Genomic DNA, 14,105 nt, shown 5'->3' with positions numbered 1-14,105 from the left:
GCCCATGCGCGATGGGCGTTGCTCTTGCGCTCTAAAGTGGCCGGAAAGTGGCGGGGGCGCAATCGCAAGTCAAGCGCCGCTCCGAGAAATGGTCGGATTATCTGCGCATCGTCCGGATGCCGGGCTCAGCCGGTGCCGAGCGGATGGTGGCCTTCCACCAGCTTGCGCAGCTTCTCGTCCAGCACATGGGTATAGATCTGGGTGGTGGCGATGTCGGCATGGCCGAGCAGCATCTGCACGACGCGCAGATCGGCCCCCCCCGCCAGCAGATGGCTGGCAAAGGCGTGGCGCAGCACGTGCGGGGCCACGCGCGCCGCGGAGATGCCGGCCCGGCCCGCCAATTCCTTGAGGTCGCGGGCAAAGACCTGGCGGGAGAGGTGCCCGTCCGCGCCCTTGGCTGGAAAGAGGAAGGGTCCCGGCGGCAGGGTTTGGATCCAGGCGCGCACCGCATCGCGGGCGCGGTCGTTCACCGGCACTACCCGCTCCTTGCCGCCCTTGCCGGTAATGGTGAGGAAGGTGGCGTCGCGCATGACGGCGGCCCGCCTGAGGCTGACCAGTTCCGAGACGCGAAGGCCGGTAGCGTATAGCAATTCCAGCAGGCAATAGAGCCGGCGCGCCGCCGGCTGCTTGGCGGCATCGGCTTCCGCTTCCTCCTCGGCCAGGGTCAGGAGCCGGTCGACCTCGGCGATGGAGAGCACTTTGGGCAGGGGGCGGCGCGGCTTGGGGCTGGCAACGATGCGGGTGGGGTCGTCGCCGCGCAGCCCGTCGGCGCAGAGAAACTTGTGGAACTGCCGCACCGCCGAGAGCCGGCGGGCGCTGGAGGCGGCGGTGAGCCCGTCCATCCGCAGGCGGTCGAGCCAGGCGGTGACGGTCTCGCGCGGGCAGTCCAGCAGCGTCTGCCCCCTGCCGGCGACGAAGCCGGAATAGTCGGCCAGGTCGCGGCGATAGGCGTCGATGGTATTGGCCGCCGCGCCGCGCTCGGCGCTCATCATTTCGAGGAAGGCGGCGACCAGATGCGCGCCGCTCATGGCCCCTCCGTCCCGCCTTCGGGGGCGGAGGTGACGTTGGGGGCGGGCAGGCCGGGGCGGAGGGGCGCGGTTTCCCCCAAAAGCTCGCGGGCCGGAATGCGCTGGGTGATGGGCTTGGGCTGGGGCTCGACGAAGGAGACCAGCGCGAATATGCCGGCATAGACCAGCCCGCCGAGAAAGATCAGGGTGATGAGCAAGCGAAAAAGGGTCGGCATGGTTGTCCTGGATGTGGCGTCGTCCCAGCATGGAGGAAAAGGGTTGCGATCTTATTGTGTTCCAGTGTTGCCGAAGGCGGGGGGCGGATCAACCGGCGGCGGCGCTTGACAGGGCGGCCCGGGACCGCTTGATAGCGCCGATGAGCGGAGGGCGGCAGTGAACAAATCGCAAGGCGGGTCGCGACAGGGCCGCGCGCGCGCCCTGGCCGCGCGGCTCAACGGCCGCCCCGTGGTGCTGGTGGGCATGATGGGTGCGGGCAAGACCACGGTGGGGCGCCGCCTGGCCAGCCGGCTGGGGCGGCAATTCATCGACAGCGACGAGGAAATCGAGCGCGCCGCGCAGATGACCATTCCCGAGATTTTCGAGCAGCGCGGCGAGGCGGAGTTCCGCGCCGGCGAAATGCGGGTGATCGCGCGGCTGCTCAAGGAGAACGATCTCGTGCTGGCCACGGGCGGCGGCGCCTTCGTCAATCCCGAGACAAGGGCGCTGGTCAGGGCGGGGGCGGTCTCGGTCTGGCTCAAGGCCGATATCGACATTTTGTTCGAGCGGGTCTCGCGCCGCTCCAACCGGCCGTTGCTCAAGACCGCCGACCCGCGCGCCACGCTGGAAAAACTGATCGCGGAGCGCTACCCGATCTATGCGCAAGCCGATGTCACCGTGATCAGCCGCGACGTGCCGCAGGACAATGTGGCCGGCGACGTGGTCGCGGCCCTTCTCGACCATCTCAAGACCTAGGGGGCCGCAATCATGGCCGATATCGATCACCGCGTTCACGTCGCCCTGGGCGAGCGGGCTTATGACATATTGATCGGGCCCCGGCTCATCGAAGAGGCGGGGGCCATCCTCGCCGAGCGCTTTCCGGGCCGGCGCTACGGCATCGTCACCGACGAGATGGTGGCGAGGGCGCAATTGCCGCGCCTGCTGGCCGGGCTCGACGCGGCGGGCCTCGGCTACGAGATCGTGACGGTGCCGGCCGGCGAGGGCTCCAAGAGCTATGCCGTGCTCGAAAAGGTGGTCGAGGGATTGCTGGCGGCGCGGCTGGAGCGCGGTGACATGGTGATCGCCCTGGGGGGCGGGGTGATCGGGGACCTGGCGGGCTTTGCCGCCGCGATCGCCCGCCGGGGCATGGATTTCGTCCAGATCCCCACCAGCCTTCTGGCGCAGGTCGATTCCTCGGTGGGGGGCAAGACGGGAATCAATTCGCCCTATGGCAAGAACCTGGTCGGCGCCTTCCACCAGCCAAAGCTGGTGCTGGCCGATCTTTCGGCGCTCGACACGCTCGATCCCAGGCAATTCGCCGCCGGCTATGCCGAAGTGGTCAAATACGGGCTGATCGACGATCCGGGTTTCTTCGAATGGCTGGAGGCCAATCGCGTCGAGATTTTCGCCGGCGGGCCGGCGCGGGGCGAGGCGGTAGCCCGGTGCTGCGCGCACAAGGCGCGGGTGGTGATCGCCGACGAGCGGGAAACCGGGGTCAGGGCGCTGCTCAATCTGGGCCATACATTCGGCCATGCGCTGGAAAAGGATACCGGCTATTCGAGCCGGTTGCTGCATGGCGAGGGCGTCGCCATCGGCATGGTGCTGGCGCAAGGCTTTTCCAGCCGGCTGGGGCTGGCGCCGGGTCAGGATACCGGGCGGGTCGAGGCGCACTTGCGCCAGGCGGGCCTGCCCACCACATTGGCCGATATCCCCGGAGAGCTGGGATCGACCGAGGCGCTGATGGCGGCCATCGCCCAGGACAAGAAGGTGAGCCGCGGCGCATTGACCTTCATCCTCACGCATGGCATCGGTCGCGCCTTCATCGAAAGAAACGTCGCGCCCGAGAAACTGCGCCGCTTTCTCGACGATATGCGAGGCTAGCCGGTCGGCAGGATTTCGATATTGAGGGCGTGAACGCGCTCCTTGAGTTCCGCCTCGAGGGCGTTCATGACGGCGCGGTGTTGCGCCACGCGGCTGAGCCCGTCAAGATCGCGGGTCGCGATTCTGACACGAAAGTGGGTTTCACCACCCTCCCGCCAGCCGGCGTGGCCATGGTGATGGTGGGACTCGTCGATCACCTCCAGACGGAGGGGTGAGAATTGTGCGGTGAGCCGGGCTTCTATGCGTTCCGACATGGACATGGGGTCTGCTCCAGAGCTGTTTGAAGATAACTAGAGCATCGTCCCGGCGCCTGGGAACCTGTTTTCACCCGAGACGATGCGGCAACAGAGTGCAATGAAACTGCAATCCAAGCTTTTCGACACGATCCGCATCCGTCCCCGGCGCGCGGAAAAGCCCGAGCCGGCGGCGGTCCCATGCGACTGGGAAGGCTGTGAGGCCGCCGGGGAATACCGGGCGCCCAAGGGAGTGCGGTCCGAAGGCCAGTACCACAATTTCTGCCTCGAGCATGTGCGGCACTACAACAAGGCCTTCAATTTCTTCGCCGGCATGACCCCCGAGGAGCTGGACGAGGCGCTGCACGCCCCGCCCAAGGCGGAAGGCCGCTCGAGCTTTGCCACCGGCAGCGCCGGAGCGGCGCGCGCCGCGGGCCGGCAGAACATGCGCCCGGGAGACCGGTTCGGCGATCCGTTCGGGGTTTTCGCCCGTTACCGCTACCAGCAGTCCAAGCGTCCCGCCACCGAGCGGGCCAAGCCGCTCAACGAGCCGGACCGGCGGGCGCTGGAAACGCTGGGCATCACCGGCCGGGCCAGGTCGGACGAGATCAAGCAAGCCTACAAGACGCTGGTGAAGCGCCACCATCCGGACGTCAATGGCGGGGATGCCTCCTCCGAGGAGCGGTTGCGGGCGGTGATCGCGGCCTATACGCATCTGAAGAAAATGGGCTTCGTGGTGCGGTGAGGGCCGGAGCGTTCCAAGGCTACCCGCCTTCCTGCAATGCTGCTATAGAGCGCCGGTCCCCATCCTTGACTGCCGCCCATCCGGACCGGAAAAGCGACAGCCGCCAACCCCGGATGCGCCTTGCCGCGTCCTGCCATTCGAAACGCCCTTACGTCCCGAGAGTCCCCTGCCATGACTGAATTCGCCAATCTGCCAGACACCGAATACAAGGCGCGGGAGCTTTTCGGCATCGACACCGACATGGTGGTCAAGGGCTATAAGGACCCCAATGGCCATGTGCCGCCGGTCGATCCGGATTATCTGTTCGACCGCAATACCACGCTCGCCATCCTGGCCGGCTTCGCCTATAACCGGCGCGTCATGGTGCAGGGCTATCACGGCACCGGCAAGTCCACCCATATCGAGCAGGTCGCGGCGCGCCTCAACTGGCCGCTGGTGCGCGTCAATCTCGACAGCCATGTCAGCCGCATCGACCTCGTGGGCAAGGACGCCATCGTCCTCAAGGACGGCAAGCAGGTCACCGAGTTCCGCGACGGCATCCTGCCCTGGGCGGTGCAGAACAACGTGGCGCTGGTCTTCGACGAATACGATGCCGGGCGCCCAGACGTGATGTTCGTGATCCAGCGCGTGCTGGAGCAGTCGGGCCGGCTGACCCTTCTGGACCAGAACCGCGTCATCGTGCCCCATCCCGCCTTCCGCCTGTTCTCGACCACCAACACGATCGGCTTGGGGGATACGTCCGGCCTCTATCACGGCACCCAGCAGATCAACCAGGGCCAGATGGACCGCTGGTCGATCGTCACCACGCTCAACTATCTGCCGCACGACAAGGAAGTCGGCATCGTCCTGGCCAAGAACAAGAGCTATGGCGAGACCGAAAAGGGCCGCAAGACCATCGCCAATATGGTGCGGCTGGCGGACCTGACCCGTTCGGCCTTCATCAATGGCGACATCTCCACCGTGATGAGCCCGCGCGGCGTCATCACCTGGGCCGAGAACGCGGTGATCTTCGGAGGCGATATCGGCTTTGCCTTCCGCCTGACCTTCCTCAACAAGTGCGACGAACTCGAGCGCCCGGTGGTGGCCGAGTTCTATCAGCGCGTCTTCGGCGAGGATCTGCCGGAAAGCTCCGCCAATCTGGCGGTGACGGCGTAGGCCCCCGCGGGCGCGAAAGCGAGCGACCATGGCACACCCCCCGCGCAGCAAGGCCAACAAGCCCGATCAGACCCAGGCGTTCAAGAGCGCCATGGGCGCGACGGTGCGTGCCATCGGCGGCAAGCCGGAACTGGAGGTGAGCTTCACCGCGGACCGGCCGTTGCTGACCTCCGACCGGGCGCGGCTGGCCAATCTGCCGCGCCTGCCGACACGGCGCGACATCGCCATTGCCCGCGGCCAGGGCGACGCCATGGCCATGCGGCTGGCCAGCCACGATCCGGAGACCCATCGCAGGCGCGCGCCCATGGACCCGCAGGCGCGGGCCGCCTTCGACGCGCTCGAACAGGCGCGGGTGGAATCGCTGGGCTGCATCCGCATGCCGGGAATGGCCGGCAATATCCATGAAATGCTCGAGGACCGGCTGTTCCGCGCCAACTTCGCCGAGGTGGAGGACAGGGGCGATGCGCCGCTGGCCGAGGCCCTGGGGCTGATGCTGCGCGAAAAGCTGGCCGGCGTGCCGGTGCCGCCTTCGGGCCACGCGCTGGTCGATCTGTGGCGGCAGGAGATCGAGGAAAAGGCGGGCGGCTCGCTCGACCGGCTGCTCGACAGCTATGAGGACCAGGAGGATTTCTCCCGGGCGGTCCGAGCGGTGCTGCGCGATCTCGACCTCATCGCCGAGAGCGACATGGAGGATTCCGCCGACGCGGAAGAGGACAACGCCGAGGACAGCCAGCCCGAACAGGCCCAGGGCTCGGACCAGTCGCCCGAACAGGGCGAGGGCGAGAACGAGGAGAACGACAGCCAGCAGGACCAGCAGTCCGGCGACAGCGAGGAAGCCGGGGACGTCGAGGGCATGGAGGCCGACATGGCCGACAGCGAGGAAGACGTCGAGGGCGAGGCGGGCGAGGATGCGCCCATGCCCCCGCCGGCGCAGGATGGCGGCGAACGGCTCTCCAACCAGTTCAACTACAAGGTCTTCACCTCCAAGTTCGACGAGATCGTCAAGGCGGCCGAATTGTGCCCGCCCGATGAATTGGAGCAATTGCGCGGCCTGCTGGACAAGCAGCTCGAAAACCTGGCCGGGGCGGTGGCGCGGCTGGCCAACAAGCTGCAGCGCCGGCTGATGGCCAAGCAGAACCGGAGCTGGCAGTTCGACCTCGAGGAAGGCCTGCTTGATACGGCCCGGCTCACCCGCGTCGTCACCGATCCCTTGCAGGCGCTGAGCTTCAAGGTGGAGAACGACACCGATTTCCGCGACACGGTGGTGACGCTGCTGATCGACAATTCCGGCTCGATGCGCGGTCGGCCGATCACCATTGCGGCCATTTGCGGGGACATCCTCGCCCGCACGCTGGAGCGTTGCGGGGTCAAGGTGGAAATCCTGGGGTTCACCACCCGCGCCTGGAAGGGCGGCAAGAGCCGGGAGGCGTGGCTGGAAGCGGGACGTCCCGCAAATCCGGGCCGGGTCAACGATATCCGCCACATCATCTACAAGGCGGCCGACGAGCCCTGGCGCCATGCGCGGCGCAATCTGGGGCTGATGATGCGCGAGGGCCTGCTCAAGGAGAACATCGACGGGGAGGCGCTGGAATGGGCGCGTAAGCGCCTGATGGCGCGCCCCGAGCAGCGCCGCATCCTGATGGTGATCTCGGATGGCGCGCCGGTCGACGATTCCACCCAGTCGGTCAATGCCGGCAATTATCTCGAAACCCATTTGCGGCAGGTGATCGAGGACATCGAGACCCGCTCGCCCATCCAATTGGTGGCCGTGGGGATCGGGCATGACGTGACGCGTTACTATCGCCGTGCGGTGACGCTGCTCGACGCCGAGGAACTGGCCGGGGCGCTGACCGACGAGCTGGCGGCGCTGTTCGACGAGGAGATGCCGGCCCAGACTCGAAGGCGGGCGCGGGGATGACGGTGCGGGCCGTTCTCGCCGCGGCTGCCCTGCTGCTGGTCCAGCCGGCCGGCGCGGTGGACGTCACGGTGACGGCGGCGCCGGTGACGCGGTTCAAGGGCGTAGAACCCGACCAGAAGGTGGACGGACTGATCTTTCGGGGCGGGCTGACGCTCCAGAGTGCCGACGACACCTTTGGAGGGCTCTCGAGCGTCACCCAGACCGGCAGCGAGCAGCGCATCGCCTTTGTGAGCGACCGGGGAAATTTCGTTTCGGGGCGCCTCGCCTATGACGAGGCCGATCGCTTGTTCGGCTTTATCGGCGTCACCATCGAGCCCATGCGGAATTCCTCCGGCCAGGTCCTGCCGCGCCAATATGCGCGCGATGCCGAGGGCATGGACACGATCTGGCGGGATGGGGCGGCGGCAGCGGTACGGGTGAGCTTCGAGCATCTGACGCGGGTGGCCGATTTCGCCATCGTCGATGGACGGCCGGGCGGCGCGGCGCGGGAAGTGGCCATTCCGCAATGGCTCACCGATCTCCGGACCAATGAATCGCTGGAATCGATCTGCATCGCGCCGCCGGCCTCGTCCATTGCCGGCTCCACCCTGCTGCTGACCGAGGAGGCGCTGGACGAGGACGGCAATCATCGCGGCTGGCTGCTGGGCGTCAACGACAAGGGGCCGATCGGCTACCGGAACAGCCCCATCGTCAACCCCACCGATTGTGCCTTCCTGCCCAATGGCGACCTGCTGGTGCTCGAACGGGGCGTGTCGCTGTTCGCCTTCGTCATGAATCTGCGCCTTGTGCCGGCGGCGGAGGTCCGGCCGGGCCGGCTCATGGAGGGGCAATTGCTGCTCTCGGCCCAAGGCGGCGAGATCGACAATATGGAAAGCCTGATGGTGCACCGCACCCCCGGCGGCGAAATGCGCATCCTCATCGGCTCGGACAATAATTTCAACGACTGGCAACGCAATTTGCTGCTGGAATTCGCCCTGCCGGAGTGAGGCCGGGGCGCCGCCCTTACGCCGCCATCGGCATGCGGCTCAGCACCAGATCGCGGATGGTCTTGTAGGGCGCGAGCATCAGCACGGCCATGACCAGCTTCACCAGGAAGTCCCCCAGCGCCAGCGACTGCCAGAGTTCGACCTCGGTGCCGACGCCGAGCAGGGGCGCGGGGAAGGCCAGCGACGAATCCGGCATGCCGAACAGCGCGTCGATGCCGGCAAAGACCGGGGCCATGGCCAGCGAGAAGAAGATCATCGTGTCGAGCGCCGAGGACACCAGGGAAGAGATCATCGGCGCGTGCCACCAGGCGCTGTCGCGCAGGCGGTGGAAAATGGAGATGTCGAGCAGTTGCGCGACGAGGAAGGCCGATCCCGAGGCGATGGCGATGCGGGGCGTGGCCAGCCAGACCGAGAGCAGCACGGCGACGCAAAAGCCCGCCACGACGACCAGGCGCGCCCGGTGCGGGCCGAAGGCGCGGTTGGACAGATCGGTGACGAGGAAGGCCACTGGATAGGTGAAGGCGCCCCAGGTGAGGATGTCCCCGAGGTGGACGCCGCCCAGCGTCACGTCGACCGGAAACTGCACCAGGACATTGGAGGCGGCGACGGTAGCCACCATGGCCGCTACGGCCACCAGGAAGCGAGACAGCATTTGACCATCCTTCATGTGTCCGCGTCCCGGCAACAGACCGGTGCGGAAGACTTGCCGGAAACGCTGCCCGGCACGGGACCGCGTCTCCAAACAAAAACCGCGCGGAGCCAGGCTCCACGCGGCCAAGACTTTAGCAGGACAATCCTCAGACGGCGATGGCCGCGCGGATTTCCTTCTTGAGGCCCTGGGCCAGCGGGGAAAGCGTGGCGTCGTCCTGCTTGAGCAGGAAGGCATCGAGGCCGCCGCGATGTTCGACGGTGCGCAGTGCAGCGGTCGAAACGCGCAGCTTCACCGAGCGGTTCAGCGCGTCCGAGAGCAGCGTCACGTTGACGAGGTTGGGGAGAAAGCGGCGGCGGGTCCGGTTGAGAGCGTGGCTCACATTATTGCCCGTCATAACACCCTTGCCGGTAAGTTCGCAGCGCCGTGCCATGGTTTGTCCTAACTCGCGTAAAGGGGCCTGTCGCGGGGATCGAGCCCCGCAGCGGGCCTGAAGTGTCCTGAAATCTGGAGCGCTCTTTAGAGAAAATGGCCGCATCCGTCAAGCAGGACGCCCGCTCAAACGGGTGCGAGCGCCTTGCGCGGTAGGGGCGGCGGCGGCACGGTGGGGGATGAAGTGATTCGCCCCGCCCGGCCAGCGTCAACCGGCGGGCCATGCAGCCGAGAAGACCCAAGCCGTGATCCGTTCCGCCCTGGCCCTGCTTGCCGCCCTGGCTCCCCTTGCCGCCCAACCCGTTTCCGCCGCAGCGCTCGAGGCGCGCGCCAGCTATGTGCTGACCGTGGGCGGCATCAATGTGGCGCTGGTCGACGTCGATTTCGGCGATGACGGGCGGCGTTACGAGCTCGATCTTTCCGCTAATGTCACCGGGCTGGGCTCGGTGGTCGCCAGCGGCACCGCCACGGCCAGCGCCAGCGGTTCATCGGCGGGGCGGGAATTGCAGCCGGACAGTTTTCGCCTCGAGACCCGGGCCAATGGCGAAAAGTTCAACGTCAATGTCGGCTATGCCGACCGCAATGTCAGCGTGTTCCAGGTCGAGCCGCCGGTCCTCGATTCCTATGACCGGGTGCCGCTGGAGCGCGCCCACCTGCACGGGGTGGGCGACTTCCTCTCGGCCTTCGTGCTCAAGGGCGGGGCGCTCGACCGGAGCCTCTGCCAGCGCACGCTCAATATTTTCACCGGCGTCGAGCGCTTCGATATCCGCATGGGTTTCCTCGATACTGATGAGGCCACTTCCCCGCGCACCGGCTATCAGGGGCCGGTGGTGGCCTGCTCGATCAGATACGAACCGGTATCGGGCCATTTCCAGAGCTCGGACATCACCCGCTATCTGGCAGAATCCAGCCGGATCATCATCTGGTACGCACCGCTGGGCCAGTCCGGCTATTTCATCCCCTATCGGGTGATGCTGGGCACCACGATGGGCGACCTGTCGATGGTGCTGACCGGCGCGCGCTCCTGAGCCGCAGTCCTCTTTTGGGACGGTCAAAAGGTTTTTTGCCAATTTCGCCCGGATAAAGGGCCAGAAATCCGCGCCCGGCCGGTTAACACCGCCCTGGCACAGGATTTTATCGGCGTAAGGGAGCGCTAGGAAAGGCGCTTTGGCCTCTGGAATTAACGGCCTATTACCCCGGTGAACGGCTTTTGCCCGTTCCGGCCCGGAATGCGGTGCCGCTTGTGGCTATTCTGGTTGCAGCCCACCAGGTCTGGTGGAGAACAAAGCCGGATTGGCGCCATCGCCCCGATTCTGCCCCTGTTCGTTCCGCATTTGTGCCGGAGTTTAACGCATGGCGCTTCCTGGAGCGGAATGTGTCCCGGATTGGTCCTCTCTCCTGCAACGCCGCAAAAGCGCTCGCGTCATATGGTTTTCGGAGGGCGACGGGAAAGGGTTGTGTGCCATGCCGGCACGTCAACAGACTTTTTCGTCAATAGGCCTCCCGGACACGCCTGCAAAGCCGGCAGTGCCCTGGTAAAAATGTAAAAAAATCTTTGCTTCGGATAGATTTACCTTCGATTTACACATGCGCTCCGGCGGCAAGAAATTAACCGAAACGCAATCAAGCTGAACGGGACCGGGGGATAAAGGCGGGCAATTGGGCCCTTGTCGGCGAGCGTGGGCGGAACGTGCCGGCGCGCCACCATATCTAGCCGTGAACAAAACCGGATTGGCCGATTCGCATCGATTCGGTTCCGTTTCGTTCTCTCTCCGTTCCGGACATTAACGTCCAGGGCGCAATGCGATCGATCCCGTCCTTTCACGGGACAAGTCCAAACGCCCCCTCGCAAGCCCGGGGCCAAGCGCCTACATTGCCCAGGATGACTTTTTCACCTTCCCATTCGGTCAAGGCCATTCTGGGGCCGACCAATACCGGCAAGACCTATTTCGCCATCGAAAGAATGCTGGCCCATCCTACCGGGATGATCGGCCTGCCGCTGCGCCTGCTGGCGCGCGAAGTCTATCAGCGCGTGGTCGAGCGGGTGGGGGAGCAGGCGGTGGCGCTGGTGACGGGCGAGGAACGCATCGTGCCGGCCAAGCCCCGCTACTGGGTAGCGACGGTGGAAGCCATGCCCATGGACATTCATGTCGACTGCGTGGCCGTGGACGAGATCCAGACCGCCATCGATTTCGACCGCGGCCACGTGTTCACCGACCGCATATTGGCGGCGCGGGGCCTGCAGGAGACGCTGCTGCTGGGTTCGGCGACCATGGCGGGCGTGGTGCGCCGGCTGGTCCCGCATGCCGAGATCATCGATCGGCCGCGCTTTTCGCAACTGACCTATGCCGGCTCCAGGAAGATTTCGCGGCAGCCGCCGCGCTCGGCCATCGTCGCCTTCTCGGCGCGCCAGGTCTACGCCATCGCCGAGCTGATCCGGCGCGAGCGGGGCGGGGCGGCGGTGGTGATGGGCGCGCTGAGCCCCCGCACCCGCAACGCCCAGGTCGACCTCTACCAAAATGGCGACGTCGACTTCCTAGTGGCTACCGACGCCATCGGCATGGGGCTCAATCTCGACATCCATCACGTGGCCTTTGCCGACGACACCAAGTTCGACGGGCGCCAGAGCCGGCCGCTGACCCCGGCCGAGCTGGGCCAGATCGCCGGCCGCGCCGGGCGGCACCGGCGCAACGGCACGTTCGGGGTGACGGGCGGCACGGAGGGGTTCGACGAGGAATTGGTGGTGGCGCTCGAAACCCATGATTTCGAGCCGGTCAAGGTCGTGCAGTGGCGCAATTCCGTGCTGGATTTCTCCTCGCTGATAGCGCTGCGGGATTCTCTCGAGGCGTCGCCGCAGGACCGGACCCTGACCCGGGTGCCGATCGCCACCGACCAGCAGGCGCTGGAATTTCTGGCCCGCAACGAGGCCGGAGCGCTGGCGCGCGGCCATGAAGCGGTCAAACTGCTTTGGGAATGTTGCCAGATTCCCGACTATCAGGGAATTTCGCCGGCGGCCCATGGCGAGATCGTCACCCGGATCTATTCGGATTTGAGACGAATTGGAGCGGTCAATGCCGATTGGATTGCCGAGCAGGTGCGGTTTTGCGACAATGCGGAGGGCGACATTGACACGCTCAGCAACCGCATAAGGCAGATTCGGACCTGGACCTTTGTCGCGAACCGCAAAAACTGGCTTGAAGACCCGGTCCATTGGCGCGAAAAGACGCGGGACATCGAAGACCGGCTCAGTGACGCCCTGCATGAAAAACTCACACAACGCTTCGTCGACCGGCGCACCAGCGTGCTGCTCCGCCACCTGAAAGACAAACGCATGGTATCTCCCGAAATCAACAGCCAAGGCGAGGTGCGGCTGGAAGGCCATCTGATCGGCACGCTCGAGGGCTTCCGCTTTTCCCTGGCGCGGAACGATGGCGAAGTGGACGCCAAGGGGTTGCGGGGCGCGGCCGACTCGGTCGTGGCGCCCGAGATCCGCAATCGCGCCGAGCGGCTGGCGGGTGCGCCCAATGAGGAATTTGTCCTGGCCACCGATGGCCGGCTGCGCTGGCGCGGCGAGGTGGTGGCGGAACTGGCCGAGGGCGACGCCCTCTACCGGCCCCGCATCATCATGCTGGCCGACGAGACGTTGACGGGGCCGGACCTGGAAAAGGTGCAGGACCGGCTTTCGCTCTGGCTGCGCCATCACATCAATACCGTGCTCGAACAGGTGATGGCGCTGGAGGCGCCGTCCGATGTCGAGGGCACGGCGCGGGGCCTCGCCTATCGGCTCTTCGAGCATCTGGGCCTGTTGCCGCGCGCGGTAGTGGCCGGGGAGGTCAAGGAGCTGGACCAGGAGGTGCGCGGACGATTGCGCAAGCTTGGGGTCAAGTTCGGCGCCTATCACATCTATGTGCCGCTTTCGCTCAAGCCGGCGCCGCGCGAATTGGCGCTGATCCTGTTCGCGCTGAAAAATGGCGGCGTGCGCCAGCCCGGCGTGACCGATATCCCTCATATCGTGCTGTCGGGCCGCACCTCCTTCCTGGTGGACCCGGAGGTCGATCCGCGTCTTTACGAAATCGCCGGCTTCAAGGTGGCGGGCAAGCGCGCGGTGCGCATCGATATCCTCGAGCGGCTGGCCGATATCATCCGGCCGCTGATCGCGCTCGATGCGAGCCGGCCCTATCAGGGCGAGCTGCCCATTGGCGCCGCCGACGGCAACGGCTTCCGCGTCACCGTGGAAATGACCAGCCTGCTGGGGTGTTCGGGCGAAGATTTCGCCTCCATCCTGACCTCCTTGGGCTATCGCGTGCGCCGGACGCCCAAGCCGCCGGCCGCCGTGGCTCCGGCCGAGGCTTCCGCCGCGACGTCGGCCATGGAAGAGGTGCTGGAGGAGAGCGCGGCCAGCATCGAGCCTGCCGACGAACTGGCCGAAACCGTTCAGGCGCCGCCGGCCGACATGCCGGTCGAGGCCGCCCCCGAAAGCGTTCCGGTCGAGGCCGCCCCCGAAAGCGTTCCGGCCGAGGTGGCGGATACCGGTGAAGCGCCCGCCGAAGCGGCCGAGGCCGAGCCGGAATTCGACGAGGTCTGGTTTCCCGGCGGGCGCCGGCACGACAGCCGGCCGCGCCGCGAGGGCGATGTCGAGGGCCGGCAGGGACGCCGCAGCGAGAGGCCGCGCCATCGCGGTCCGCGCCGTCCCGAGGGCGAGGAGCGTCCGCAGGCCGGCCAGGCGGCCAATGGCAAGGGGCGCGAGGAGGAGCGGCGCAACAAGCGGCCCGAAAAGAATGCGCGCCAAGATCGCCGTCCGCCGCGCGAGGACCGCAAGCCCGCTTTCGATCCGGACAGCCCCTTTGCCGCCCTTGCCGCATTGCGCGGCAAGACCGAGTAGG

General features: G+C 66.4%; 13 protein-coding genes. 8 read left to right on the top strand and 5 right to left on the bottom strand.

The features are described from left to right. Window positions 1–125: 125 nt before the first annotated feature. Together ACFOOL_RS04220 and ACFOOL_RS04215 are read right to left on the bottom strand one after the other, a co-directional pair. Entirely contained in the window at window positions 126–1,028 is a 903-nt protein-coding gene (locus tag ACFOOL_RS04220) for a site-specific tyrosine recombinase XerD (RefSeq protein ID WP_380095140.1), read from the bottom strand. Continuing rightward, the gene (locus ACFOOL_RS04215) at window positions 1,025–1,243 is read right to left on the bottom strand and encodes a hypothetical protein (RefSeq protein ID WP_380095138.1); all 219 of its coding nucleotides are present in this window, start codon (window positions 1,241–1,243) and stop codon (window positions 1,025–1,027) included. Before ACFOOL_RS04215 ends, ACFOOL_RS04220 begins: the two co-directional genes overlap by 4 nt. A gap of 157 nt (window positions 1,244–1,400) precedes the next feature. Between ACFOOL_RS04215 and ACFOOL_RS04210 the strand changes: the two genes are divergently transcribed. Continuing rightward, a complete protein-coding gene (locus tag ACFOOL_RS04210; protein WP_380095136.1) occupies window positions 1,401–1,979 on the top strand; it encodes a shikimate kinase in 579 nt (192 codons plus the stop codon). A 12-nt stretch (window positions 1,980–1,991) separates the two neighbouring features. After that, window positions 1,992–3,104, top strand: coding sequence for a 3-dehydroquinate synthase (gene aroB, locus ACFOOL_RS04205; protein ID WP_380095135.1), 1,113 nt, complete (start codon window positions 1,992–1,994; stop codon window positions 3,102–3,104). Here aroB and ACFOOL_RS04200 read toward each other — a convergent pair. After that, entirely contained in the window at window positions 3,101–3,364 is a 264-nt protein-coding gene (locus ACFOOL_RS04200) for a BolA family protein (RefSeq protein ID WP_380095134.1), read from the bottom strand. The genes aroB and ACFOOL_RS04200 overlap by 4 nt on opposite strands. Before the next feature lie 94 nt (window positions 3,365–3,458). On the opposite strand from ACFOOL_RS04200, the gene ACFOOL_RS04195 reads away from it, so the two are divergent. The 4 genes from ACFOOL_RS04195 (at window position 3,459) to ACFOOL_RS04180 (ending at window position 8,141) form a co-directional block, all read left to right on the top strand. Further along, window positions 3,459–4,082 (top strand): J domain-containing protein, encoded by a 624-nt coding sequence (locus ACFOOL_RS04195; protein WP_380095132.1) that lies wholly within the window; start codon window positions 3,459–3,461, stop codon window positions 4,080–4,082. A 171-nt stretch (window positions 4,083–4,253) separates the two neighbouring features. Continuing rightward, entirely contained in the window at window positions 4,254–5,237 is a 984-nt protein-coding gene (cobS, locus tag ACFOOL_RS04190; protein ID WP_380095130.1) for a cobaltochelatase subunit CobS, read from the top strand. A gap of 28 nt (window positions 5,238–5,265) precedes the next feature. After that, a complete protein-coding gene (cobT, locus tag ACFOOL_RS04185) occupies window positions 5,266–7,155 on the top strand; it encodes a cobaltochelatase subunit CobT (protein ID WP_380095127.1) in 1,890 nt (629 codons plus the stop codon). Beyond that, window positions 7,152–8,141 (top strand): esterase-like activity of phytase family protein, encoded by a 990-nt coding sequence (locus tag ACFOOL_RS04180; protein WP_380095125.1) that lies wholly within the window; start codon window positions 7,152–7,154, stop codon window positions 8,139–8,141. Before cobT ends, ACFOOL_RS04180 begins: the two co-directional genes overlap by 4 nt. A gap of 16 nt (window positions 8,142–8,157) precedes the next feature. On the opposite strand, the gene ACFOOL_RS04175 is transcribed toward ACFOOL_RS04180, so the two are convergent. Then, window positions 8,158–8,793 (bottom strand): queuosine precursor transporter, encoded by a 636-nt coding sequence (locus ACFOOL_RS04175; protein WP_380095124.1) that lies wholly within the window; start codon window positions 8,791–8,793, stop codon window positions 8,158–8,160. Window positions 8,794–8,938: 145 nt separating this feature from the next. Then, the gene (gene rpmB, locus ACFOOL_RS04170) at window positions 8,939–9,223 is read right to left on the bottom strand and encodes a 50S ribosomal protein L28 (RefSeq protein ID WP_380095122.1); all 285 of its coding nucleotides are present in this window, start codon (window positions 9,221–9,223) and stop codon (window positions 8,939–8,941) included. Window positions 9,224–9,467: 244 nt separating this feature from the next. Between rpmB and ACFOOL_RS04165 the strand changes: the two genes are divergently transcribed. Continuing rightward, on the top strand, window positions 9,468–10,250 hold the full coding sequence (locus ACFOOL_RS04165) for a DUF3108 domain-containing protein (RefSeq protein ID WP_380095120.1): 783 nt from the start codon (window positions 9,468–9,470) through the stop codon (window positions 10,248–10,250). Between the two features lie 854 nt (window positions 10,251–11,104). After that, window positions 11,105–14,104 carry a helicase-related protein gene (locus tag ACFOOL_RS04160; RefSeq protein ID WP_380095119.1) on the top strand — a complete coding sequence of 1,000 codons (3,000 nt, stop codon included), beginning with the start codon at window positions 11,105–11,107 and terminating at the stop codon, window positions 14,102–14,104. Window position 14,105 lies beyond the last annotated feature (1 nt).

Origin of the sequence: Devosia honganensis (assembly GCF_042648785.1) — a bacterium.
Classification (GTDB): Bacteria; Pseudomonadota; Alphaproteobacteria; order Rhizobiales; family Devosiaceae; genus Devosia; species Devosia honganensis.
The sequence above is the reverse complement of the archived record's forward strand: the minus strand, read 5'-3'. Positions and strand labels throughout refer to the sequence as shown.

Excerpts from the sequence above, each read along its gene's own strand:
- ACFOOL_RS04220 (WP_380095140.1), bottom strand. The coding sequence starts at position 1,028 with ATGAGCGGCGCGCATCTGGTCGCCGCCTTCCTCGAAATGATGAGCGCC.
- ACFOOL_RS04215 (WP_380095138.1), bottom strand. The coding sequence starts at position 1,243 with ATGCCGACCCTTTTTCGCTTGCTCATCACCCTGATCTTTCTCGGCGGG.
- aroB (WP_380095135.1), top strand. The coding sequence starts at position 1,992 with ATGGCCGATATCGATCACCGCGTTCACGTCGCCCTGGGCGAGCGGGCT.
- ACFOOL_RS04200 (WP_380095134.1), bottom strand. The coding sequence starts at position 3,364 with ATGTCCATGTCGGAACGCATAGAAGCCCGGCTCACCGCACAATTCTCA.
- ACFOOL_RS04195 (WP_380095132.1), top strand. The coding sequence starts at position 3,459 with ATGAAACTGCAATCCAAGCTTTTCGACACGATCCGCATCCGTCCCCGG.
- cobS (WP_380095130.1), top strand. The coding sequence starts at position 4,254 with ATGACTGAATTCGCCAATCTGCCAGACACCGAATACAAGGCGCGGGAG.
- cobT (WP_380095127.1), top strand. The coding sequence starts at position 5,266 with ATGGCACACCCCCCGCGCAGCAAGGCCAACAAGCCCGATCAGACCCAG.
- ACFOOL_RS04180 (WP_380095125.1), top strand. The coding sequence starts at position 7,152 with ATGACGGTGCGGGCCGTTCTCGCCGCGGCTGCCCTGCTGCTGGTCCAG.
- ACFOOL_RS04175 (WP_380095124.1), bottom strand. The coding sequence starts at position 8,793 with ATGCTGTCTCGCTTCCTGGTGGCCGTAGCGGCCATGGTGGCTACCGTC.
- rpmB (WP_380095122.1), bottom strand. The coding sequence starts at position 9,223 with ATGGCACGGCGCTGCGAACTTACCGGCAAGGGTGTTATGACGGGCAAT.
- ACFOOL_RS04160 (WP_380095119.1), top strand. The coding sequence starts at position 11,105 with ATGACTTTTTCACCTTCCCATTCGGTCAAGGCCATTCTGGGGCCGACC.